Source organism: Streptomyces sp. NPDC015242 (genome assembly GCF_043079125.1).
Taxonomy (GTDB): Bacteria; Actinomycetota; Actinomycetes; order Streptomycetales; family Streptomycetaceae; genus Streptomyces.
In genome coordinates this window covers 479,784-503,260 of record NZ_JBIBUF010000005.1, presented here as the reverse complement: position 1 = coordinate 503,260, position 23,477 = coordinate 479,784, and the positions used below count along the sequence as shown (strand labels likewise).

Annotated in this window: 18 protein-coding genes; 14 read left to right on the top strand and 4 right to left on the bottom strand. The window is 72.1% G+C overall.

Annotated features, from left to right (window positions below; genetic code table 11):
- Nucleotides 1–125 precede the first annotated feature (125 nt).
- Nucleotides 126–2,438: a beta-L-arabinofuranosidase domain-containing protein gene (locus ACF07N_RS19900; RefSeq protein ID WP_392114556.1), complete on the bottom strand. Its 2,313-nt coding sequence runs from the start codon at nt 2,436–2,438 to the stop codon at nt 126–128.
- 837 nt (nt 2,439–3,275) lie between these two features.
- Between ACF07N_RS19900 and ACF07N_RS19895 the strand changes: the two genes are divergently transcribed.
- The 6 genes from ACF07N_RS19895 (at nt 3,276) to trpD (ending at nt 11,251) form a co-directional block, all read left to right on the top strand.
- A complete protein-coding gene (locus tag ACF07N_RS19895; protein WP_392114553.1) occupies nt 3,276–6,251 on the top strand; it encodes a BTAD domain-containing putative transcriptional regulator in 2,976 nt (991 codons plus the stop codon).
- A 124-nt stretch (nt 6,252–6,375) separates the two neighbouring features.
- Entirely contained in the window at nt 6,376–7,413 is a 1,038-nt protein-coding gene (sbnB, locus tag ACF07N_RS19890; RefSeq protein ID WP_392114551.1) for a 2,3-diaminopropionate biosynthesis protein SbnB, read from the top strand.
- A gap of 38 nt (nt 7,414–7,451) precedes the next feature.
- Nucleotides 7,452–8,975, top strand: coding sequence for an anthranilate synthase component I family protein (locus tag ACF07N_RS19885; protein WP_392114549.1), 1,524 nt, complete (start codon nt 7,452–7,454; stop codon nt 8,973–8,975).
- Nucleotides 8,972–9,562, top strand: a complete 591-nt coding sequence (locus ACF07N_RS19880) for an anthranilate synthase component II (RefSeq protein ID WP_392114547.1) — start codon at nt 8,972–8,974, stop codon at nt 9,560–9,562. The genes ACF07N_RS19885 and ACF07N_RS19880 overlap by 4 nt, the downstream gene beginning before the upstream one ends.
- Nucleotides 9,563–9,820: 258 nt before the next feature.
- Nucleotides 9,821–10,123 (top strand): hypothetical protein, encoded by a 303-nt coding sequence (locus ACF07N_RS19875; protein ID WP_383330576.1) that lies wholly within the window; start codon nt 9,821–9,823, stop codon nt 10,121–10,123.
- Nucleotides 10,124–10,171: 48 nt separating this feature from the next.
- Nucleotides 10,172–11,251: an anthranilate phosphoribosyltransferase gene (gene trpD / locus ACF07N_RS19870; protein ID WP_392114544.1), complete on the top strand. Its 1,080-nt coding sequence runs from the start codon at nt 10,172–10,174 to the stop codon at nt 11,249–11,251.
- A 248-nt stretch (nt 11,252–11,499) separates the two neighbouring features.
- Here the strand turns inward: trpD and ACF07N_RS19865 are convergent, their stop codons facing one another.
- From ACF07N_RS19865 to ACF07N_RS19855, 3 genes are all read right to left on the bottom strand, one after another.
- On the bottom strand, nt 11,500–12,768 hold the full coding sequence (locus ACF07N_RS19865) for a cation:proton antiporter (RefSeq protein ID WP_392114541.1): 1,269 nt from the start codon (nt 12,766–12,768) through the stop codon (nt 11,500–11,502).
- Nucleotides 12,755–13,417: a flavin reductase family protein gene (locus ACF07N_RS19860; protein WP_383587053.1), complete on the bottom strand. Its 663-nt coding sequence runs from the start codon at nt 13,415–13,417 to the stop codon at nt 12,755–12,757. The genes ACF07N_RS19865 and ACF07N_RS19860 overlap by 14 nt, the downstream gene beginning before the upstream one ends.
- 117 nt (nt 13,418–13,534) lie before the next feature.
- Complete coding sequence (locus ACF07N_RS19855) at nt 13,535–15,151, bottom strand: tryptophan halogenase family protein (RefSeq protein ID WP_392114538.1); 1,617 nt, start codon at nt 15,149–15,151, stop codon at nt 13,535–13,537.
- Between the two features lie 287 nt (nt 15,152–15,438).
- Here ACF07N_RS19855 and sbnA point away from each other — a divergent pair, with 287 nt between their 5' ends.
- The 8 genes from sbnA (at nt 15,439) to ACF07N_RS19815 (ending at nt 23,447) form a co-directional block, all read left to right on the top strand.
- A complete protein-coding gene (sbnA, locus tag ACF07N_RS19850; protein ID WP_383330938.1) occupies nt 15,439–16,485 on the top strand; it encodes a 2,3-diaminopropionate biosynthesis protein SbnA in 1,047 nt (348 codons plus the stop codon).
- 82 nt (nt 16,486–16,567) lie between these two features.
- Nucleotides 16,568–16,831 (top strand): acyl carrier protein, encoded by a 264-nt coding sequence (locus ACF07N_RS19845; RefSeq protein ID WP_383330562.1) that lies wholly within the window; start codon nt 16,568–16,570, stop codon nt 16,829–16,831.
- Nucleotides 16,828–18,084 carry a beta-ketoacyl-[acyl-carrier-protein] synthase family protein gene (locus ACF07N_RS19840; protein ID WP_392114534.1) on the top strand — a complete coding sequence of 419 codons (1,257 nt, stop codon included), beginning with the start codon at nt 16,828–16,830 and terminating at the stop codon, nt 18,082–18,084. Before ACF07N_RS19845 ends, ACF07N_RS19840 begins: the two co-directional genes overlap by 4 nt.
- Nucleotides 18,085–18,121: 37 nt before the next feature.
- On the top strand, nt 18,122–19,216 hold the full coding sequence (locus ACF07N_RS19835) for a beta-ketoacyl synthase N-terminal-like domain-containing protein (RefSeq protein WP_392114531.1): 1,095 nt from the start codon (nt 18,122–18,124) through the stop codon (nt 19,214–19,216).
- A gap of 48 nt (nt 19,217–19,264) precedes the next feature.
- Nucleotides 19,265–20,008, top strand: a complete 744-nt coding sequence (gene fabG / locus ACF07N_RS19830; RefSeq protein ID WP_383330553.1) for a 3-oxoacyl-ACP reductase FabG — start codon at nt 19,265–19,267, stop codon at nt 20,006–20,008.
- Nucleotides 20,009–20,038: 30 nt separating this feature from the next.
- On the top strand, nt 20,039–20,749 hold the full coding sequence (locus ACF07N_RS19825; protein WP_383587056.1) for a 2-hydroxychromene-2-carboxylate isomerase: 711 nt from the start codon (nt 20,039–20,041) through the stop codon (nt 20,747–20,749).
- The gene (locus tag ACF07N_RS19820; RefSeq protein ID WP_383330547.1) at nt 20,746–22,191 is read left to right on the top strand and encodes a condensation domain-containing protein; all 1,446 of its coding nucleotides are present in this window, start codon (nt 20,746–20,748) and stop codon (nt 22,189–22,191) included. The genes ACF07N_RS19825 and ACF07N_RS19820 overlap by 4 nt, the downstream gene beginning before the upstream one ends.
- Nucleotides 22,188–23,447 carry an FAD-dependent monooxygenase gene (locus ACF07N_RS19815; RefSeq protein WP_392114528.1) on the top strand — a complete coding sequence of 420 codons (1,260 nt, stop codon included), beginning with the start codon at nt 22,188–22,190 and terminating at the stop codon, nt 23,445–23,447. Before ACF07N_RS19820 ends, ACF07N_RS19815 begins: the two co-directional genes overlap by 4 nt.
- The last annotated feature ends 30 nt before the right edge of the window (nt 23,448–23,477 follow it).

The following is a 23,477-nucleotide window of genomic DNA, read 5'->3' as shown; positions in this document are numbered from 1 at the left end:
CGGCTGGGCCGGATGACCACCGGCGTGCCGGTCTCCTTCCTTGAGTGGTCGATATTTCGGACAATGGTCGAACAGTCGCGCATGGGAGTGCGCGGACTGATCACCATCTACATCCGGGTGGGGCGTCAGTTCCGCACGAGGCGCCAGCGGTTGTCCGCGGTGCCGTCGTCCCGGTCCTGGACCGCGAACGCGCCGACAGCGGTGGAGCCGTTCGCGATGGCGAGCAACTTGCCGCTGTGCACGTTGCGGATCTTGTAGGTCCCGTCTCCCTGGTCGAGCAGCGTCCAGCGGTGGTCGGCGGTGCCGTTGTCCGCCCACTGCAGGACGGCCGCGTTGTCCGCCGTGGACATGTCCTGGACACCGAGCACCTTGCCGCTGTGGGCGTTGCGGAAGCGGAACCCGGTTCCGTCGGGGATCATGTGCCAGTCGTGGTCGGCGGTACCCGAGTCGTTCCACTGCAGCGCGCGGCCGCCGTCCGCCGTGGACATGTTCTGGATGCCCAGCACGAGACCGCTGCCCACGTTGGCGAGCCGGACGGTGCCGGTACCGCTGGTGTTCCAGTAGACGGTGTAGTTGTGGCCGTGCGCGTCGTGGAACGGGCCCAGGTCGACGGCGGAGCCGTCGGCGCGGGCGGTGAAGGCGAGCGACGTGCTGCCGGTCCGCCTGATCGAGGAGGTGTCCAGCGCCGGAAGGGAGGTGAGCGCGGAATCGCCGTAGTCGCCGGACAGGACCACCGGGCCGTAGGTGATCGCGGCGACGTTGGCGTCGTCGTTGGCCGCGCGCATGACGACCCGCATGGGCAGACGGACGGTGACCGTGTCGCCGGAGGTCCAGGAGCGGGTCAAGGTGGCGTAACTGCCGGGTGTGGTGGGGATGTTCTGCGCCGTGCCGTTGACGCTGACCGTGGCCCCGGAGGTCCAGCCCGGGATGCGTATGCGCATCGCCCAGGTTCCGCCGGCGTTCCCGGTGACCCGCAGGGTCGTGGTGTCGCTCACGGGATAGGTCGTCGTCTGGGTGACGGTGATGCCGCGCTCCGACCAGTCGAGCACCGAGGGCACGAACAGGTTGACGATCAGCGTGGTGTCACTGCGGTAGTAGACGGAGTCCATCAACCTGGTGTGCATCTCCAGGCCTGTCCCCTGGCAGCACCAGAAGGTGCCGTAGTCGGTGCTCCACGTGCCGCCGCCCCATGCCGGGCCCACGCCACGCCGGCCTCCGGGGTTGAGCGGGGTGAAGTAGGTGACATGGCCGTGGTCGTCCGCGGGGTTCTGCTGGCCGATCATGTGGTTCAGCCACGCCTGCTCGTAGTAGTCGAACAAGGCGGCCCGATCGGGGTCCAGCGCGAACAGCTCCCGGGTGAGGGTGAGCATGTTGAAGGTGTTGCAGCTTTCGCACGTGTCCTTGTTCAGGTAGCCGGCGATGGCGTTCGGGGCGCGGAAGTGCTCCGCCTGGCTGTTGCCGCCGATGGCGTACGTGTGGTTGCCGACGCAGAAGTTCCAGGCATGGGTGGCGATGTCCCGGTACCGGGTCGTGCCGGTGGCCTTGAACTCCCGGGCGGCCCCGATCCACTTGGGTACCTGCGTGTTGGCGTGCAGTCCGCTGAGCCGGTCCTGGTTGGCCGCCAAGGGGTCGAACACCGCGGCGTGATCGAACCGTTGGGCGACGGCGAGCCACCGCGCGTCGCCTGTCTGCTGGTAGAGATCGGCCAGCACGGCATTCATGCCGCCGAACTCCGTCTGCAGCATGGCCTGCATCTGCTGGGCGCTCAGCCGGCCGGTGCGCCGGTCGACCCACCCCGCCAAGGAGAGCAGGACGTCGCGGGCCTGTGTGCTGCCGATGTGGCGCCACACGTCCAGCAGGCCGGCCAGGGTCTTGTGGATGGTGTAGTACGGCACGTTGCCGTTGCTCAGGGTCCGCTGCTCGAGAGCGGTGAAGTCGGACTCGGGGTAGCCGGAGAGATACCCGGCGCCGAACCCGGCGGCACTGTTGTTGGCCTGGCACTTGGCCAGCTCCGCGACCATGTGGGTCGCCTTGTCCCGGCAGACGGTGTCTCCGGTGACCGCGTAGAGCTGCGCCCACGCCGTGAGGAAGTGCCCCTGGGCGTGGGTGCGGAAGGGGAAGGTCGGCGCGTCCCAACCGCCGTTCGCGGCGGCGCCGTTGGTGGACAGGCGGTGGTTGGCGCGGAAGTTGCGCAGCAGCCGGTCGACGTCGACGAACCGCAGGTAGTTCCGCGTACGGTCCTGGTTGTCCAGCCAGCGGCTCGCGGTGAGCCGCACCTGGCCGAGCGCGAAGGGATGCGCGGACACCCCGATGTCCGCCCGTGCGGGAGGGACGGCCGCTCGGGCAGGCGATGCGCCGATGAAGGAACCGGTGGCAGAGGCGGCGGCCGTGGCCCCGGCCACTTGCAGAAGACGCCGTCTGCTGACGGAGGAAGACATCTTGCACCTCTCGGTGGGGGAAGGTGACTGTTTGGTCTTCGGTGCGTTCGCTCACCGGCCGGCCGGCCGGCCGGCCGGCCGGGCGGGCGGTCGGACGCGACGCGTCACGTGCTCGTTTCGACGGGGTCCCGGTCGATCGGCTCCGGTGAGCGATACATGGGATGGATTAACGGCTACGGATGTTGTTCCTGTCCAGTCGTGCGACGCGAAAGACTTGGCTCCTCGCGGGTTTCGTCCGGCTCTCGCCTCTGACGCAGCCCGTCGCGCGCCAGGGCGGCCCGAGCGGGTGTGAGCCCTTCGGGCGGGCTCTCCGCAGCCTGTTGCGCCCCGGGCCTGATCCTTTTCGGTCACGGTGCCGGTTCCTTGCCCCCGTGCGGGGCGGTGGGCATCGTCGATCCGGCCTCCGAGGCCGTCGTTTCCTCCCCCGCTCCGCGCGGCCCCCCGGGGGCCTGTGGGCATGCCGGGCGAGGTGGTGCCCGGTATGACGCGATTGGATCACCTGTGCGATAGCGAATCGGCCATTCGTGCCTGCGTGACGGCCGGATCCCGGGGCGGGATCCGGCCACTCCAGGTACCGGGGAGTTTCGTGGTTGCCCGATGTAAAGGGCAACGAATTCTCGGAAGGGATATTCCGGTCCGGATTACTCGGTGCGAATTCGCACACCTGACCTCTCCGGCAATCCGTGAAAAGGGAAGAGGATTCCCCAATTCCGCGCCGTCGAAGCCCCTGACCTCAGGGACGGCTGGAAAACGCCAGCGAACCCGCCCGGCCGCTCAGGTATTGTCGTCCAGGCGCTCCGGTGAGGACGGTGGGTGGAGTTCTAGGGGGAAACATCCGTGGGCGAGCGGCTCGGTTTCAAGATCCTGGGGCCCCTGTCGGTGACGGCGAACGGCCGTGCGCTCACCGTCGGCGGTGCGCGCCAGCGAACGGTCCTGGCTCTGCTGCTGCTCAACCCTGGCCGGATCGTACCGGTCGACACCCTCGTCGACGGTGTCTGGAACAGCGGCCCGCCCGCCACCGCCCGCACCCAGATCGCGATCGTGATCGCCGCCCTGCGCAAGGCTTTCAAGGCCGAGGGCGTCACCGAGGACATCATCGTCACCGCCCACCCCGGATACGTCCTCAGATCCGAGGGGCACTCGGTCGACTCGGTGGACTTCGCCCGGCTGGTCAAGGACGCCGAGACGGCGGTGGAGCAGGGCCGGTACACCGACGCGGCCGACAGCTACGCCCGTGCCCTCGCCCTGTGGACGGGCCCCGCCTTCGCCGGTATCGCCAGCCCGCTGGTGGAGGACGAGGCCGCCCGGCTCGAAGGCCACCGTCTCAACGCCTACGACGACGCCACCTCCGTCCTGCTGGAACTCGGCAACCACCAGGACCTCGTACCGGAGCTGGCGGCCGTCGTGCGGGAGCATCCGCTGCGCGAGCGCACCCGGCACCATCTGATGCTCGCGCAATACCGGTCCGGGCGGCGGGCCGAGGCGATGGGCACCTTCCGGGAGGCGCGCTCGCAGTTCATCGAGGAACTCGGCATGGAGCCGGGCCCCGACCTCCAGGACCTGCACGACGCGATCCTGCGCGACGACCCCTCCCTCGCCCCCGCACCGCCGGTGGTCGCCGCCGACGCGCTGCGCTCCGACTCCGTCATCGTCCCGTCCGAACTTCCGCCGGACGTGCCCGGCTTCACCGGCCGGGAGCCCGAACTGGCCGTACTGGACCTGCTGGTGGCGGACCGGGACCGGCAACAAGGACCCGCCTTCGGGCTGATCACGGGCATCGCGGGCGTCGGCAAGACCGGCCTCGCGGTCCGCTGGGCCCACCGGGCCGCCGCCCACTTCCCGGACGGACGGCTCTTCGCCGACCTGCGCGGCTACGACGAGGAGCACGAGCCGACGATCGCCGCCGACGTCATCAGCCGGTTCCTGCGCTCACTGGGCGTGCCCAGTGACCAGATACCGCCGGAGACGGAGGCGCTCGTCGCGCTGTACCGCAGCGTGCTCGCCGAGCGGCAGGTGCTCGTCGTCCTGGACAACGTCCGCTCCTACGCGCAGCTGCGCACCCTGCTGCCCGGCAGCGGGCGCTGTGCCGTGCTGGTCACCAGCCGGGACCAGCTGGAGGAACTGGTCACCTGGCCGCAGGAGGCCCGGGTGCACCTCGGCGTGCTGCCCGAGCCGGAGGCCGTGGAACTGCTCGGCCGGATCGTCGGCACCGAGCGCATCGCCTCCGCCCGCGCCGACACCGTGCGGCTGGCCGAGCTGTGCGACCGGCTGCCGCTGGCCCTGCGCATCGCCGCCGCCCGGCTCGCCTCCAAACCGCACTGGACCGTACGGCACCTGGTGACCCGGCTCACCGACGAGGCACGCAGGCTGGACGAGCTGAGCCAGGGCGCCTCCCGGGTGCGGGCCAGCTTCGCGCTGTCGTACCGCTATCTGCCCGAGGAGGCGGCGCTGCTCTACCGGCGGCTCGGCCTGCTCGACGTGCCCGACTTCGCGGCCTGGGTCGGCGGCGCGCTGCTCGATGTCGACGTGCTGGACGCCGAGCGGATCATGGAGGACCTCGTCGACGCCCAGTTCCTGGAGGTCGTCGGTGTCGACGCGACCGGCCGGCTGCGCTACCGGCTGCAGAACCTCATGCGCCTGTACGCCCGCGAGCGGGCCTACGCCGAGGAGCCGCCGGACGCCCAGCGGGCCGCCCGCGAGCGCGCCTTCCGCACCTGGCTGACGATCGCGGAGGAGGCCCACCGACGGGAGTACGGAGGCCACTTCAGCGTCGTGCACAGCGAGGTGGCGCGCCGGCCGGTCGACCCCATCCACCTCGACGAACTCCTCGACTCGCCGCTGGAGTGGCTGGAGGCGGAACGCCTGTCGCTGGTCGCCGCGGTCGAGCAGACGGCCGCCCTGGACATGGCCGACCTCGCCTGGGACCTCACGGTCTCGGCGGCGGTGCTCTTCGAGACCCGCCACTACCTGGACGACTGGCGGATCTGCTCGGAGGCGGCGCTGGCCGCGTCCCGCAGGACGGGCAACCTGCGCGGGCAGGCCGCCATGCTGCACCAGCTCGGCGGCGTCGCCCAGTCCTACCGCCGGCTGGAGGAGGCACACGCCCGCTACAGCGAGGCGCTGGAGCTGTTCGAGCAGGCCGGCGAGGAGCACGGGCAGGCGCTGAACCTGCGCAACCTGTCGATCCTGGACCGGTTCCGCGGCAACCTGGACGTCGCCATGGAGCGGCTGCGGACGGCCCGGGACATCCTGCGCCGGGTCGGCGACACCTCCTCCGAGGCGCACACCCTCGACAACATGGCGCAGATCGAACTGGACCGCGGCGCCACCGAGCCGGCGATGAAGCTGAGTCTCGAAGCGGTCCAGCTCATGGAGTCGATCGGCGGCGGCAGCCGGCGCGGCGCCGCCCAGACCCTGCACCGGCTGGGCCGGGTGCATCTGGCCCGGTCGGACTTCGATCTGGCGGAAAAAGCGTTTCAGCAGGTGGTCACGCTCGTCACCGACAAGTCCGACCGGGTGGGGCTCGCCTACGCCCTGCTGGGACTCGGCGAGAGCCGCCTGGGCGCGGACGAGGTGGAGGCCGCCGCGACCACCCTGACCGAGGCGCTGGAGATCGTCGAGCACATCGACTCCCCCCTCGTCGACGGCCGGATCAACCTCGTCCTCGGCGACGCCCTGCGCCGGCTGGCCCGCCTCGACGCGGCGCGGGAACGGCTGACCGCCGCCCATGACGTGTTCGTCCGCGCCGACGCCCCGCAGTGGCGCGCGGAGGCGGAACGCGCGCTGGCCCGGCTGGAGAACGAGGAAGGCTGACCCCGGGCGCCGGCGAGGAGCGCCCGGGTCCGTCACGTGCCGTTGTAGACGGCCGATACCCCACCGATAAGCGGGCTGCCTACGTTCGGCCGGTACCACTGCCAGCCGAAACGTGGAGTACACGATGCCGCCTGTCGCCAAGGCGCCCACCTTCGCCGTGATCTCCGGCGCCCAGGTCCACCGGGTCCTGGCGGGCCGGCACCGGGAGGTGGTGCGTCTGATCGAAACGGCGTACCGCGTCCACGGTGCCGGTGACACCGTCAACCCGCCGTCCTACTTCCTCCGCTTCCCCGACCGGCCCGCCTCCCGCATCATCGCGCTCCCGGCCTCGATCGGCGGCGGCATCGGCGTGGACGGCCTGAAATGGATCTCCAGCTTCCCCGGCAACGTGGCGGCGGGCCTCCCGCGCGCCTCCGCCGTGCTCATCCTCAACGACCCGGAGACCGGCTACCCGCTGGCCTGCCTGGAGAGTTCGATCATCAGCGCGGCCCGTACCGCCGCCTCCGCGGCGCTGGCCGCCGACGCCCTCGGCCGGGCGCGCGGGGACCGGCCGCGCCGGGTCGGTTTCTTCGGCACCGGTCTCATCGCCCGGTACATCCACCAGTATCTGGCGGGCACCGGCTGGGAGTTCGACGAGATCGGCGTGCACGACCTGTCGGCGGAGCACGCCGCCGGGTTCGCCGGGCACCTCGGCCGCTCCGGGGCGGGGGGCCGGGTCACCGTGCACGAGTCGGCCGAGAACCTCGTCCGCGGCAGCGACCTCGTCGTCTTCGCCACCGTCGCCGGCACCCCGCACGTCACCGACCCCGGCTGGTTCGGCCACCACCCGCTGGTGCTGCACGTGTCGCTGCGCGACCTGGCGCCCGAGGTGATCCTCTCCGGCGCCAACTTCGTCGACGACGTCGAGCACTGCCTGAAGGCCGACACCTCCACGCACCTGGCCGAACGGCTGAGCGGCGGACGGGAGTTCATCGACGGCACCCTCCACGACGTGCTCACCGGCGCGGCCCGGGTGCCCGCCGGCCGGCCCGTGTTCTTCTCGCCGTTCGGACTCGGCGTCCTCGACCTGGCCGTCGGCAAGCACGTCTACGACCGGCTGCTCGACTCCGGTGAACTCGCCGTGGAGCAGGACTTCTTCCACGAGCTGCGCCGCTACGGCTGACCATCGCCCGCCACCCTTCTCGAGGATGGGGTACACCTGTGACCACACTGCTCGACTCACCGCCCCGAGCGGCCGGCGCACCACGCCGGCCGCTCACCGTCCAGGTCGACGAGACCGTCCTGCCCCCGCACGACCCGCTGGACCTCTACACGGCCCTGCGCGCCCGCGCCGGCGACGAGGTGTTCCTGCTGGAGAGCCTCGCCGCCCCCGAAGGGGACGGCAACGGCGCCGTGGTCGGCCATGGCCGGCTCGCCGAACTCCAGGTGCACGCCGACCGCGTCACCGTCGACGGGGCCCCCGCCGTCACCGAGGCCCTGCGCGCCGCCGCCGACGACCTGCAGCTGGCCGAACTGCCGGACGGCGCCCGCGCCCTGGCCGACGCCGGCCAGGTGTGGGAGCTGCTGCGGGCCGCCCAGCGGACGTTCGCCGTGGAGACCACGGTGCCCGCGAGCGGATACGCCTTCGGCTTCCTGACCACCGTCGGCTACGGCGCCGCCTGGCACATGGAGCGGCTGCCCGAGCGCACCCCCGACGGCGGCCCCGACCTCGTCCTGACCCTCTTCCGCGAGGTCGTCTGCTACGACCTCGACGCGGGCACCGCGCGCCAACTCACCGCCCACTGCCCGGACTTCCCGCCCGCCGCGGTCCCCGGCCTCGTCGCGACCGTCGCCGCCGGGCTGCATCCGCCCGCCCCCGAGCCCGCCCCGCTGCCCGCGGCGCCCGCCCCGCGCACGGTCCGGGACAGCACCGACGAGCGGGCCTTCCTCGCCCAGGTGGACCGCTGCCTGGCGCACATCGGCGTCGGGGACATCTACCAGATCCAGATCGGTCACCGCATCGACGTGGACACCGCGCTCACCCCGCTGGACGTCTACCGGCGGCTGCGGCACCGCAACCCGTCGCCGTACATGTACCTCGTCCCGCGCGACGGCTCCACGCTCATCGGCGCCAGCCCCGAGGTGCTGTTCCGCACCGAGGGCGACCGGATCGTCATGCGGCCCATCGCCGGCACCACCGCGCGCAGCGGCGACCCGGCGGTCGACGGGCCGCGCATCGAGGCGCTGAGGGCCAGCGAGAAGGAACGCGCCGAGCACGTCATGCTGGTCGACCTGTGCCGCAACGACATCGGCCGGGTCAGTGCGCCGGGCACGCTGGACGTGCAGCGGCTGATGACCGTGGAGCGCTACTCGCACGTCTTCCACCTCGTCTCCACCGTCGAGGGTGTCCTCGCGCCGGGCGAGGACACCTGGTCGGTGCTGCGCGCCACCTTCCCGGCCGGCACGGTCACCGGTGCCCCGAAGATCCGGGCCATGGAGATCATCGACGAGCTGGAGAGCGCGCCCCGGGGGATGTACGCGGGCGCGGTCGGCCTGGTCGACGTGCGCGGCTGGTCCCGGCTCGCCCTGTGCATCCGCACCGTCACCCACGACGGGACGGTGTACTCCACGCAGAGCTGCGCCGGCATCGTCGCCGACTCCGATCCGCTCGCCGAGTGGCACGAGACGCTGCACAAGATGGGCGCCGCCTACTGGGCGCTGACCGGTGAGGAGCTGCTGCCGTGAAGGTCCTGCTCGTCGACGCCTACGACAGCTTCACCCACATCATCGACCAGTACCTGCGCACGCTGGGCGCCGAGACCGACGTGGTGCGCTCCGGCACCCGCACCCCGGCGCAACTGGCGGCCCTGGGCGCGGAGGCGGTGGTGCTGGGGCCCGGGCCGGGGCATCCGGCCGACTCGGGGCACGTGGAGCTGGTGCACACCTTCGCCGGGCGGGTGCCGCTGCTCGGCATCTGCCTCGGCCACCAGGCGATCGGCCTCGCCTACGGGGCGCGGATCGCCGTCGCGGCCCGGCTCAAGCACGGCAAGACCAGCCCCGTCGGGCACGACGGCGCCGGCGTCTTCACCGGCCTCGGCGGCGAGGTCACCGCCACCCGGTACCACTCGCTGGTCGTCGAGGAGCCGCTGCCGCGGGAGCTGGCCGTGACGGCACGGGCCGCCGACGACGGCCATGTCATGGGCCTGCGGCACCGCACGCTCGCCGTGGAGGGGCTGCAGTTCCATCCCGAGTCCATCACGACGGTCGGAGGAATGCGACTGCTGGAGAATTTCCTGCGTACGTCCGAACGGGCCGCCATGCCCGTTCCCTGAATAATTCGAATTTCTGCCTGTGTGGCCCGTGCGGGCTGCGAGGAAGGCCTCCGCGACCTTCGCGGAACCCCTGGAACCTACGGGTCCGAATTTCGCGTTAACCCATGGTGACCTGCGAGTATATCGCCGTTATTGCTCCGGCGGTGATCGCTGAAGCATCTCTGATAATCGACTGAAGCCGTAGCTCCGTAATTTCCTCGGTGTCGGAACGGACGAGCCGGACCGAAACCAAGAGAAAAACATAACGGGGAGACGGAAATGCAGCTCACACAGATCAAGAAGTCCGGGATCCACGCTCTCGTCGCCGCCGGTTTCACGGCCGGCGTCCTGTTCACCGGAGTGGCGGTGGCCGGCCAGGCGCACGCGGCTCCGCACAGCGCGGTGGCGGCCACCCAGGAGGTGGACCCGTGGAGCCGCGTGACCGCCGGTGCGGAGGTGGACCCGTGGAGCGGTGCGACCGCCGGTGCCGACGTGGACCCGTGGAGCGGTGCGACCGCCGGTGCCGACGTGGACCCCTGGAGTGGCGCGGCCGCCGACGCCGATGTGGATCCCTGGAGCTGACGCCCGCGAGGCACTGGTCCGGGACCGGATGACTGAAGGAGAACCGGAGTGAACGCAAGGACCGCACCGGGCGGGCCGCAACGGTCCTGGCCCGAGCTGCTCGGCTCCGTCCTGAACGGTCGCGACCTGTCCGAGCCGGACACCGCGTGGGTGATGGACCAGGTGATGCGGGGCAACGCCTCCGACGCCCTGATCGCCGGCTTCCTGGTGGCGCTGCGCGCCAAGGGGGAGACGACCGGCGAACTGCAGGGGCTGGTACGGGGGATGATGGCGCACGCAGTACACATCGACGTGCCGGGGAGGACCGTCGATGTGGTGGGCACCGGAGGGGACGGCGCGAAGACCGTCAACATCTCCACGATGTCCGCGGTCGTGGCGGCGGGCGCGGGGGCGCGCGTCGTCAAGCACGGCAACCGCGCCTCCAGTTCCGCCTCGGGCTCGGCCGACGTACTGGAGAAGCTCGGGGTGAGCCTGCGGCTGCCGCCGCGGCAGGTGGCGGCACTGGCGGAGGAGGTCGGCATCACGTTCTGCTTCGCCCCCGACTTCCATCCGGCGATGCGCCACGCGGCGGTCGCCCGGCGCGCGCTCGGCATCCCCACCGTCTTCAACGCCCTCGGGCCGCTGACCAACCCGGCGGCCCCCACGGCCCAGGCGGTCGGCGTCGCCGACGCCCGGCTGCTGCCGCTGGTCGCCGGGGTGCTGGCGCGCCGGGGGGCCGACGCGCTGGTGTTCCGCGGCGACGACGGCCTGGACGAACTGACCGTCACCACCACCTCCACCGTCCTCACGGTGGAAGGCGGCACGGTCCGCCAGGAGACGTTCGACCCACGGGCCCTCGGCTTCCGGTACGCCCCCGTCGAGGCGCTGCGCGGGGCGGACGCCGGACACAACGCGGACGTGGCGCGGCGGATCCTCGGCGGTGAACGGGGACCGGTGCGCGACGCCGTCCTGCTCTCGGCCGCCGCCGCCCTGGCCGCGCTGGAGCCGGCCGGCGGACGGACGGTCACCGAGCGCCTCGCCCCGGCCGTCGGCCGGGCCGCCGAGGCGATCGACTCAGGGGCCGCCCGGTCCACCCTCGAACGCTGGGCCCTGGCCAGCGGCGCCCACGCCCTGACACCGGCGGCCTGACCATGGGCCGCCCCGCGACCGCGACGCCCCCGGTCCCCGCCGTGACGGCGGGGACCGGGGGCGCGGGGCCGGGGTGCGCACTCCGGGCGGGGCGTGGGGCGCCGGGCCGCGGATCCGGGCCGGTGTGCGGCGGGCGGGGCGCGGGTCCGGGCCGGCGAGCGGCGGGGGCCGTGGCGCACGTCCGGGCCGGCCGGTACGGAGAACGGCCGCGGCGGGGTGCCGGGCGGGTCCGCCCGGGGCGGGCCGCGTCACGCGGCGGTGACCGGCCGGGGGGCGGGGACGGACGGTTCCGGGGCCGGTCTGCGCAGGAACCAGGTGAGGGCGGGGGAGGTCATGGCCGTGGTGATCAGGGCCATCAGGACCAGGATGGTGAACAGATCGGGGCCGATGACGCCCAGTTCCAGGCCGAGATTGAGGACGACGAGCTCGGTCAGGCCGCGGCAGTTCATCAGCGCGCCGAGCGACAGCGCGTCCCGCCAGGACCGGCCCGACAGCCGGGCCGCCGCCGTGCCGCCGCCGAACTTGCCGAGCAGGGCCACCGCCAGGACGGCGCCGGCCCACAGCCACTGGGTGGCGTCCCCGGTGAGCAGCGAGACATCGGTGCGCAGTCCGGTGCTGACGAAGAACAGCGGCAGCAGCACCGGGACGGTGAACGCCCGCAGCCGGGCCGCGGACAGCTCGACCGCCCGGGAACCGCGCGGCATGACCACACCGAAGAGGAACGCGCCGAACAGGGCGTGGATGCCGATGCCGTCCGTGACGAAGGCCGACACGCACAGGCCGGCGAAGACGAACACCAGGACCGAGCTCTCCGCGGCCTTGCCCGCCTGCCGGGTCAGCCGGTTCAGCGCCGGCCGGACCAGGTACATCATGCAGGCCACGAAGACCAGTGACCAGGCGGCCGTGACGGCCGCCTGCTCCATCGAACCGCTGGTGCTGACGGCCGCGACCAGCGCCAGCAGGCACCACGCGCTGACGTCGTCCACGGCCGCGCACGCCATGGCCAGCGATCCGAGGGGTGTGGTGTAGAGACCGCGGTCGGTGAGGATCCGGGCGAGCACCGGGAACGCCGTGATGCTCATCGCGACGGCGATGAACAGGACGAACGGCAGCCGCCCCACCCCGGCCGGGGCGAACGGGCCGTACATCCCGAGCGCCAGCAGCGCGCCCAGCAGCAGGGGCAGCACCATGCCGGCGTAGGAGACGGCGACGGCGGTACGGCTGTGGCCGCGCAGGGCCGACAGGTCCAGCTCCAGGCCGACCAGGAACATGAAGGCGAGCAGGCCGAGATGGCCCAGCACCAGCAGGTGCGGGAGGATCTCCGCCGGGAACAGCCAGTGCTGGGCGGCGGGGGAGATCCAGCCGAGCAGCGACGGCCCGAGCAGGATGCCGAGGGTGATCTCGCCGATGACGGGCGGCTGCCCGATCCGGCGGAAGAGCAGCGCTCCGAGACCGCACACGCCGATCACCACGGGAACGGCGACGAGCAGGCCCGGCAACGGGTCAGGACCCGACATGGGCTTCTCCTTCGAGGGGTGAGGGCGCGGCGAGCGCGGCTGCGGGCAGGGTGCGGACCGGTGCGGGCCCGGCCTCCGGCGCCGGGGCCGACGCGGCCGCGGACCAGCGCGCGTACCGGCGCCTGCCGTAGAGCAGCGGTGACCGGCCGTCGGTCTGGGTGACGCGGGTGACGCGGCCGAAGACGGCCGTGTGGTCGCCGACCTCGACGGCGTGCACCACCGTGCAGTCCGCGACGGCCAGCGCGGCCTCCGTCAGGTGCGGCCCCGCGGCGCCCAGCGGGAGCCGCCACTCGGCCCGTGCGAACCGGTCGGTGCCGGCCGAGGCGAACAGGTCGGAGACGGACCGTGCCTCCTCGTGCAGCAGGTTCAGGGCGAAGTGCCCGCTGTCCAGGGCGGCACGCAGGGTCGGGCCGGCGGTGCGCAGGCAGACCACCAGGGTCGCCGGGTCGAGCGCCACGCTCGCCAGCGAGCTGCAGGTCATGCCGCGCGGGGCGGAGTCGGCGTCGAGCGCGGTCACCACGCTGACGCCGGAGGGGAAGGACGCCATCAGGGGGCGTATGTCGGTGGGCTCCGGCGCGGCGGCCGGTGCCGTCGAAAGGGCCGCAGCGGTCGGGGGAGTGCTCGTGTGGGTCTCAGCTGTACCGGTCATGCGGTCGGCTCCTGTCGGTAGCAGGATCGGATCCGGAATCGGGACGGTGCGGGTCCGCCCGGCGGACTGCGGGGGCTCAGCGCCGCCGGGCTGATCCGTGGCCGGAGCGGCCGGGGCCTACGCGCCGTGCAGGCGGCGCAGGTAGTCGTGGGCGCTGGGCAGCGTGTCCAGCAGGTGCTGCTGCTCCTGCTTGACCTTGTCGAACAGCGGCTGGGCGCCCGCGACGGACTCCGGCTTGTGGGCGAGCGCGGGCAGCGGCGTGTCCGGTTCCAGGCCGAGGCCGGCGAAGATGCAGTAATAGCTGCCGTTGGTCCAGAAATTGCGGAACTCCGCCTCGAAGTTCCCGTAGTACGTGGACTCGTCGGTGATCGGAGAATTGATCGGGAGCCCCGCCTTGTAGGCCTCGATCTTCCGCTGGATGTTCTCCGGCAGTTTCAGTTCCTTCTGAGCCCGCCAGAACGGCGAGTCGTCGCGCGGCGCGTAGTAGAAGTGCGCCTGGATGAAGTCGCGGGTGTCGTCGAACATCACCTCGATCTCCTGGTTGAAGCTGTCCGCCAGGGCCGGGTTGAAGGTGCGGTCGGGGAAGTGCTTGGCGAGCTGGTGGATCGCGGCGGTGATGAAGTAGATGCCGGTCGACTCCAGCGGCTCCAGGAAGCACGAGGAAAGGCCGATGCTGACCACGTTGTTGACCCAGGCGCGGCGGTTGCGGCCGACCCGGAAACGCACGTGGTTGAACTGTGTCTTTGCGGGGTCCAGCCCCCACAGCTCGCAGAACTCCGCGGTCGCCTCCTCCTGGGAGGTGAACTTGCTGGAGTAGACGTAACCGGACCCGAAACGGCCCAGCATCGGGATCTTCCAGGCCCAGCCGGAGGACATCGCGATGGCCGAGGTGTACGGCTCGACCCCGTTCGCCTCGTCGTCGTGCGGTACGGCGGTGGCCACCGCCCGGTCGCACAGCAGGTGGTCGCTCATGTCGATGAACGGCTCGCCCAGCGCCTTGTTGATGAGCAGCCCGCGGAAGCCCGAGCAGTCCACGAACAGGTCGGCGTCGAGCACCCGGCCGGACTTGGTGTGCAGGGCCGTGACGTAGCCGCGCTCGTCCTGCTCGACCCGCACCATCTCGTCCTGGACGTGCTCCACGCCCTGCTTGTCGGTGGCGAAGCGGCGCAGGAAGTCGGCGACCAGGGCGGCGTCGAAGTGCCAGGCGTAGCGGGTGGACGGGGTGCCGTCGAGCCACTTGGGCGACTTGTTGGCGTCCATCACCGGCGGCTCGCGGAAGCAGGCGTAGTCGAACGGCTCGTCGGTGCGGCCCTCGTGCCGGTTCTTGTACCAGTAGTGGGACAGCGGCGTGTTGTCGTGGTCGGGGAGGATGCCGAACGGGTGGTAGAAGTGGTCCGGCCGGCCGTTGTCCAGGGTGCGCGCCCCGGGCTCCCCGCGGCCCGGGGTGCGCCAGTTGACGAAGCGCACGGCCATCTTGAAGCTGGCGTTGCACTCGCGCATCCACTCCTCCTCGGGTATGCCGAGGTAGTCGAAGAGGACGCGGTGCAGATTCGGCACGGTGGCCTCGCCCACGCCGATCCGGGGAATGGCCGGGGCTTCCAGTACCTGGATGTCGACGGTGCCCTGGAGCGCCTTGCCGAGATAGGCGGCGGTCATCCAGCCGGCCGTGCCGCCGCCGAGGATGACGACTCTGCGGATGCGGGAGTCGTTGTCGGTCGTACCGATGTCGGTCATGGGAAAGCTCATTTCTTCGGTCGGGTGCGTCTGTGAGGCGTTGTGCGCAGCGTCTTTGTGCGCTGTCGAGTGGGATTACACGCCAGAATCGGCTGGCCCGCTATGCGGCATCTATAGGTGGCCAGAATTGCCGCTTGAGCAGGTTCGTATGGGTGAGGTATAGGCGGCTCGGCGATTCTCGGTTGGCGTCGAATACCGCCCCCGCAACTCCCAGCAGAGGATGGCTGCATCAGATGCCGTACGAAGACGGGAAGGCCGTTGCCCCGGGACCGGGCGGACTTCCCGGCATGCCGCTCGCCGAACTCCGGGGAATCCTCGCCGTGGTGGGGAACACTCCGCTCATCGAGCTGGAACGGCTCGCGCCGGACTTACCGGTACGGCTGTTCGCCAAGGCCGAGCGGTTCAATCCCGGCGGCAGCGTCAAGGACCGGTCGGCGCTCTCTATGGTGCTGAACCGGATCCGCTCCGGGGAACTCGTGCCCGGTCGTTCCACCGTGATCGAGTCCAGTTCCGGAAACCTCGCGATCGGACTCGCCCAGATCTGTGCGTACTTCGGACTGCGCTTCATCTGCGTGGTCGACGCGCGCACCACCCAGCAGAACCTCGCGATCCTGCGGGCCTACGGCGCCCGGGTGGAGGTCGTCACCGACCCGGACCCGGTCACCGGGGAGCTGCTGCCCATGCGGCTGCGCAGGGTGGCGGAACTGCTGGCCTCGACACCCGACTCGTACTGGCCCGACCAGTACGCCAACCCGCTCAACCGGCAGGCGCACCTGACCACGATGCGCGAGATCGCCGAGGCGCTGGACGGCCAGGTCGACCACCTGATCCTGGCGGCCGGCACCGGAGGCACCCTGGGCGGCTGCGCCGAGTACATCAGGCAGAACGGCCTGACGACGACCGTGCACGCGGTGGACGCCGTCGGCAGCGTGCTGTTCGGCCGGAGCACCGGCTGCACCCGGCTGGTGCCGGGCCACGGCGCGTCGATCCGGCCCAAGCTGCTGCGGCCCTCGGACGCCGACCACGTCGTCCACGTCACCGACCTGGACTGCGTGAGGGGCTGCCGCCGGCTCGTACGGCGCGAGGCGATCCTCGCGGGCGGCTCCTCCGGAGCCGTGGTCTCCGCGCTGGACCGCATCGCACCGAACCTCGAACCCGGTTCCAACGTCGTGCTGATCCTGCCCGACGGCGGAGACCGCTACCTCGACACGATCTACGACGACGCCTGGGTGCGGCGGCACTTCGGCGAGGTCGCCGAACTGGCACAGGACACCGACCTGCCGTCTCAACTTGCTGCCGAAGCACAGGAGTTGGCGGATATAGGGCACCGATAGCGGGCCCCGCCACCATGAACGCATCCCCGAACACCACCACCCGAGGCCCGCGCGGCCGCACACCGATGCACGGAGGCATCCCATGACCACTCAGCTCCCTGCCCTCGACGACGAGCAGAAGGCGGAGATCAAGGAGATCGTCTGCGACATCCTCGAGCTGGAACTCGACGAGGTCACCGACGTCAGCCTGTTCAAGGAGGAGCACGACGCCGACTCGCTGCGCACCATCGAGATCCTCTCCTCCCTGGAGCGGACCTTCGGCATCGCCCTGACGCAGTCGGAGCTCAGCCGGATGGTCAACCTCGCCGGCGTCTACGCCGTGGTCGCCGAGGCGCAGGTCAAGTGAGCGGGGTCGCGACGCCGGAGGGCGGCCGGCGCGGTGCGCGGCACCGGGTGGTCGTCACCGGCCTCGGCGTGGTGACGAGCATCGGTACCGGTGTCGACGCCTTCGCGGCCGGCCTGCGGGCCGGCCGCAGCGGCGCCAAACCGATCGGTGCCTTCGACACCACCGGTTTCGCGTACTCCAACGCCTGCGAGATCAACGGCTTCGACGCGGCGGCCTGGCTGACCGCCCAGTCCCCGGACGACCTGGGCCGGGCCGCGCAGTTCGCGGTCGCCGCGAGCCGGATGGCGGTCGCCGACGCCGGCCTGACCGCACAGCAGGTGCGCGACGTGCGCTCGTTGGTCTCGGTCGGCACCACCGACGGCGAGTCCCGCGACCTCGACCACCTCACCGCGCTCCAGGTCGCCGAGGGCGACGACGCCCTCGACGAGGTGGCGGCCCGCCGGGTGTGGCCCGGCCGGCTGTCGGCCGGCATCGTCCGCGAGCTCGGCCTGGAGGACGTGGAGACCGTCACGGTGCCCACCGCCTGCGCGGCCGGCAACTACGCGGTCGGCTACGGCTACGACGCGATCAGCTCCGGAGACGTCGAGATGGCGCTGTGCGGCGGCGCGGACGCGCTGTGCCGCAAGACCTTCACCGGCTTCTACCGGCTCGGCACCATCGCGCCCGACGTGTGCCGCCCCTTCGACGCCGACCGGCAGGGCATCCTGACCGGCGAGGGCGCCGGCATCCTGCTGATGGAGTCGCTGGAGTCCGCGCTCGCCCGCGGCGCCCGGATCTACGCCGAGGTCCTCGGCTACGGCCTGTCCTGCGACGCCAGCCACCCGGTCGCCCCCGACCGGGACTCCATCGCCCGCTGCATCACCGCGGCGCACCGCAACGCCGGCATCGAGGCCACGGACGTCGACTTCATCTCCGCGCACGGCACCGGGACCAAGGCCAACGACGTGACCGAAGTCGGCGCCATCCGGCAGGTGTTCGGCGACACCCTGCCGCGCACCGTCTCCATCAAGTCGATGATCGGCCACACCATGGGCGCCGCCAGCGCCCTCGCCTCCGCGGCCTGCGCGCTGGCCCTGCGGGACGGCTTCATCCCCCCGACGATCAACCACCGGTCGACGGACCCCGCGTGCGCGGTCGACTGCGTGCCCAACGAGGCGGTCGAGGCGGAGCTGAAGGTCGTGCAGAACAACGGCCTCGCCTTCGGCGGCAACAACGCCGTCCTGGTGCTCGGCAAGTGGGAGCAGGCGGCGTGAGAGCCGGCGGCAGCAAATTCGAGAGGAGTTGACGAGCATGGCGCTCCAGGCGAACGCCGCCGCGCCCCGGCTGGCGATATCCGGCTGGTCCGTGTCCTCGCCGTACGGACTGGGCAGGCAGAGCTTCACCGAGGGACTCAGGTCCGGGCTGCGGGCGGTCGCGCCGGTGGACGCGGAGACCTGGCCGGTCCCCTACCCGGAGGCCGGGCTGATCCCCGGCTTCGACATCAAGGCCGTCCTCGGCCGCAAGGGCACCCGTTCCATGGACCGGGTCACCGGCATCGCGGCCACCACGGTCGGCATGCTCCTCGACGAGTACGGAACCCGGCTCGCCGCCGACCCGGAGCGCACCGGCCTGGTGCTCGGAACCTCCGGCAGCGTCCAGTCGATCATGGACTTCACCCGGGACGCGCTCACCGGCGACAAGCCCTACCTCGTCGACCCGGCGCGCTTCCCCAACACCGTCATGAACTGCCCCGCCGGGACCAGTGCCATCCGGCACACCCTCAAGGGCCCCAACGTCACCGTCTCCGGCGGCGCCGCCACCGCCCTGCTCGCCCTCCAGTACGCCTCCCGGCTGCTGCGCGGCGGACACGGCACGGCGCTGCTGGCCGGCGCGGCCGAGGAGTTCTCCGTGCAGCGGGCCCGGCTGGAACGGGTCGCCGACCACGACGGCGCCGAACCGCAGCCGCTCGGCGAGGGCGCCGCCCTCTTCCTCCTGGAGGAGGAGGCCGCCGCCCGCGAGGGAGGCCGGCCGGTGCTCGCGTCGGTCCTCGGCTCCCGGTTCCGCGCCTTCCAGGACAAGGGCCGGGCCGGAGCGGCGCTGGAACGCTGCGTCGCCGACGTGCTGGCCGACGCGGACGCCGCCCCCGGCGACGTCGAGCTGATCGTGCCCGGCAATCCGCCCGGCCTGCTCGGCAAGCAGGAGGAGTCCGCCCTCGACGGGCTGACCGGCAACCGGCTCCCGGTGCGCTCCCTGGTGGGCGACGCCGGCGCGGCCTCCGCCGCCTTCCAGCTCGCCGCCGCGCTGGCCGAGGCGGAGAGCGAACCGAGCCCGTTGGACCGGCTCGCCCTGATCACCGCGGCGGACCGCGACGGCACCGTCGGCGCGCTGCTGCTGCGGCTGGCCTGAGACACCCGCGGCCCCCCCGTTCCGTCACCGAGGAAAGAGGCACGTCACATGTCCGACACACCGAGGCCGGTCGCCCTGGTCACCGGCGGTTCGCGCGGGATCGGGCGGGCCGTCGTGGAGACCCTCGCCCGCGACGGCCATGACGTCGCGCTGTGCTACCAGTCGAACGAGGAGGCGGCCGAGCTCGCCGCCAAGTCCGCCGCCGCGCACGGCGCCCGCACCCTGGCCCGCCGCGTCGACGTCACGGACCGGGCCGCCGTGGCCGCGTTCGCGGCCGAGACCGAGGAACTGCTCGGACCGGTGGACGTGGTGGTCACCGCGGCCGGGATCGTCCGCGACCAGCACCTGGCGATGATGGCCGACGAGGACTGGGACGCCGTGCTGCGCACCAACCTCGACGGCACCTACAACGTCGTCCGCACGCTCGCCTTCCCCATGCTCAAGCGCCGCCGCGGCACCGTCGTCACGCTCTCCTCGGTCGCCGCCGCGGGACACGCCACGCAGACCAACTACTCCGCGTCCAAGGCCGGGATCATCGGCTTCACCGCGGCCTTCGCCAAGGAGGCGGGACGCTCCGGCATCCGCGCCAACTCCGTCGCCCCGGGCTTCATCAGCACCGACATGACCGGCGGTCTCTCCGAGAAGCACGCCAAGGAGATGACCCGCCGCATCCCGCTGGGCCGCTTCGGCGAACCCCAGGAGGTCGCGGAACTCGTGTCCTTCCTGGCCGGCGACCGTGCCGCCTACATCACCGGACAGGTCTTCGCCGTCGACGGCGGACTGGTCGTCTGAGAACACCCCATCCGCCTTAGGGAGTCAGCCATGCCACGCGCCGCCCGGCCGCCGCGCTTCTACTTCAACCTGCGCAGCCCCTACAACTTCCTCGCGCTGCGGGAGCTGCGCGAGAACCACCCCGGCCTGCTCGACCGGCTGGAGTGGCGGCCCTTCTGGGAGCCCGACGAGATCAGCCGGAAGCTGCTGGCCGAGGCGGGCGCCGAGTTCCCCTACGTTCCGATGTCCCGGGCCAAGCAGTTCTACATCCTGCGGGACGTACGCCGGCTCGCCGCGGACCGGGGGCTCACCCTGACCTGGCCGGTGGACGCCGACCCGTGGTGGGAGCCCGCGCATCTGACGTGGTTCCTCGCCGAGCGCCGGGGCCTGGGCCGGGCGTGGGTGGAGCGGGCGGGCCGGGCCCGCTGGCTGGAGGGCCGTGACCTGTGCGACCCGGCGACCGTGCGCGAACTGGCCGTCTCCATCGGCCTGGACGCCGAGGAGGCGGGCTCCGTCACCGACGACCCGGAGATCCGGGCGCAAGGTGTCCGTGCCCTGGTGGACGTGGACCGCGACGGTGTGTTCGGGGTGCCGTACTTCATCCACGGCTCGGAGCCCTTCTGGGGCCTGGACCGGGTGGCCGACTTCGCGGCGTCCTTCCCCGGGCCCGCCCCGGCGCCCGCCGCGCAGAAGCCCGGGCCCGGCGTCGCCCTCGTCGGCGGCCCCGCCTCCGACCTGAGCCACGCGGGAGGCTGCGGATGACCTCCACCGTGCGGGCCCTGCCGCTGACCTCGATCCAGGAGTCGATGTGGACCGCGTACCGCATCGCCCCGGACAGCGCCGCCTACAACATCGTGATGCCGCTGCGGCTGAGCGGCCGGGTCGACCCCGCCGCCATGGACGCCGCCGTCACCTCGGTCGGCGAGCGCCAGGAACTGCTGCGCTCCGTCTTCGCCGAGCACGGCGGGCGCCCGGTCCGTGTCGCCTCCGACACCCCCGTCGTACGGCTGGAACTGCGGGACCTCGACGGCATCGACGAGGCCGGGCTGCTGCGCGCCGTCGAGGAGGCCGGGGCCCGGCCGTTCCGGCTGGAGTCGGGGACCTTCCGGGTGGTGCTGCTGCGCCGCGCCGACGACGACTGGGCGCTGGTCACCTCCGCCCACCACATCGTCAGCGACTTCACCTCCCGCTGGCTGCTGGTCCGCGACGTCCTCGTCGCCTACGCGGCCCACGCCGCCGGCACCGCCCCCGACTGGCGTCCGCTGAAGGGCACCTACACCGAGCACGCGGCGGCGGAGCTGGCCCACACCGCCTCCGAGTCCGGGTTGCGGGCCGCCGCCGCCTGGCGGGAGTCCGTCGCCGGATCGGCCCCGGCCGAACTGCCGCTGGACCGGCAGCGCCCCCGGGTGCGCTCGCTGCGCGGCGACACCGTCGTGCGGCGGCTCGCCCCCGAGGCAGCCGACGGGATCGGCGCCGCGGCGGCCGCGGCGGGCGTGACACCCTTCGCCTACCTGCTCGCCGTGTTCCAGTCGCTGACCCACCGCTGGACGGGACAGGACGACTTCCTGCTCGGGGTGCCGGCCTCCAGCCGCTCCGGCCGCGGCCAGCGGGACGTGATCGGCTGCTTCCTCAACACCATCCCGGTACGGGCCGAGTTCGCGCCGGGCACCACCTTCCGGGCCGCCGCCGCGCAGGCCGGCGAGCGGATCATGCGGGGCATGCTGGGTGTGCGCTACCCGTGCGGCCTGGCCTTCCCGCAGGCCACCCTGTTCCGCGCCGCGCTGTTCCTGGTCCACATGGACCGCATGGAACCGCCGGTGCCCAACGTGCCGCCGGGCCAGGCGGTCGGCCGCGCCATCCCGTACGCCGGGCTCGACATCGCCCTGATCGACGTGCCGCAGCAGGAGGGCCAGCTGGACCTGCTGCTGCGCATCGAGCAGACCCCCGAGGGCGTGACCGCGGTCTTCTCCTACGACACCGACGTCCTGGACCGGACGACCGTCGAGCGGTTCGCGGACGGCTACGAGCGGATGCTGACGGCCGCCGTACGGGACCCGGACGCCCGGGTCACCGATGTGGAACTGGCCGCCGACGCCGACCTGGACGCCGTCCTCGCCCTCGGCTCCGGCGAGACCGGCGCGTTCGACGACTTCAACTCCTTCAACTCCTTCGATTCCTTCGAGAAGGCATGGGACCACCGATGACCACCACCACGATCGCGGTGATCGGCGCGGGCATCGGCGGACTCGCCACCGCCGCCGCCCTGCACCGCCGCGGTATCGACGTCCACGTCTATGAGCGGGGCGGCACCCTGCGCGAACAAGGCGTCGGCATGCACCTCGGCCCCAACGGCACCCGGCTGCTGACCCGCATGGGACTGGCCGGGCAGCTAGCCCGGGAGGCGGTGCGGCCCGAGGCGCTGGAGGTCCGCGCCTTCCACGACGGCTCCACGGTGGCCCGGCAGGAGATGGGCGCCGCGTGGGAGGAGCAGTTCGGCGCCCCCTACCTGACGGTGCACCGCGGCGACCTGCACCGGATGCTGGCCTCACTGCTGCCCGCCGAGCGTGTCCACACCGGGCGCGAGCTGACCGGTTACGAGGAGGGCGCCAAGGGCGTCACGCTCCGGTTCGCGGGCGGCACGGTGACCCGGGCCTCCGCGCTGATCGGCGCGGACGGCGTGCACTCCCTGGTGCGCCACCGGCTCGCCGGGCCCGAGCGGCCCGTGTACTCCGGCAACTGCGCGCTGCGGGGCCTGGTCGACGCGGCCGCGCTGCCGGACCTCGACCCCGCGCGGATGTACCTGTTCGCGGGCCCCGCCGGGCGCGTCCTGCTCTACCCGGTCAGCGGCGGACGCCAGTTCACCTACGTCGCCGTCGTCCCGTCGCCCGAGGGATCCGACGAGTCCTGGACGAGCGCGGCCGGGCCCGCCGACCTCGACGCGGCGCTGGCCGGGTGGGCGCCGCAGGTACGGGCCCTCGTCGGCGCGGCGCGGGACGTGCGCCGCTGGGCGCTGTACGACCGGGCGCCGCTGGAGCGGTGGAGCACCGCCCGCACCACGCTGCTCGGCGACGCGGCCCACCCGATGCTCCCGCACCACGGCCAGGGAGCCAACCAGGCCATCGAGGACGCGGTGGCCCTCGCGATCTGCCTCAAGGACGAGGCATCAGGAGCCGCCGGCATCGCCGCCGCGCTCCGCCGCTATGAAGCGACCCGCCGGCCGCACACGACCCGTGTGCAGCTGGGTTCACGGGACGGACAGCCCACCCCGACAGAGAAGAGGAACCCTTCCATGAACAACAACCTCAACAACAACAACGCCAACAACAACACGAACAACAACCGCAACCTCAACAACCGCAACGTCAACCACCAGGCCGCCAACGTGGCGTGGATCCTCGCCAACGACGTCGAGGCCGACCTCAACCGCGGCGACAACAACCCGCTGAACAACGCCGCCTGACCGCTCACCGGCGAACAGTCCGCGGCAACC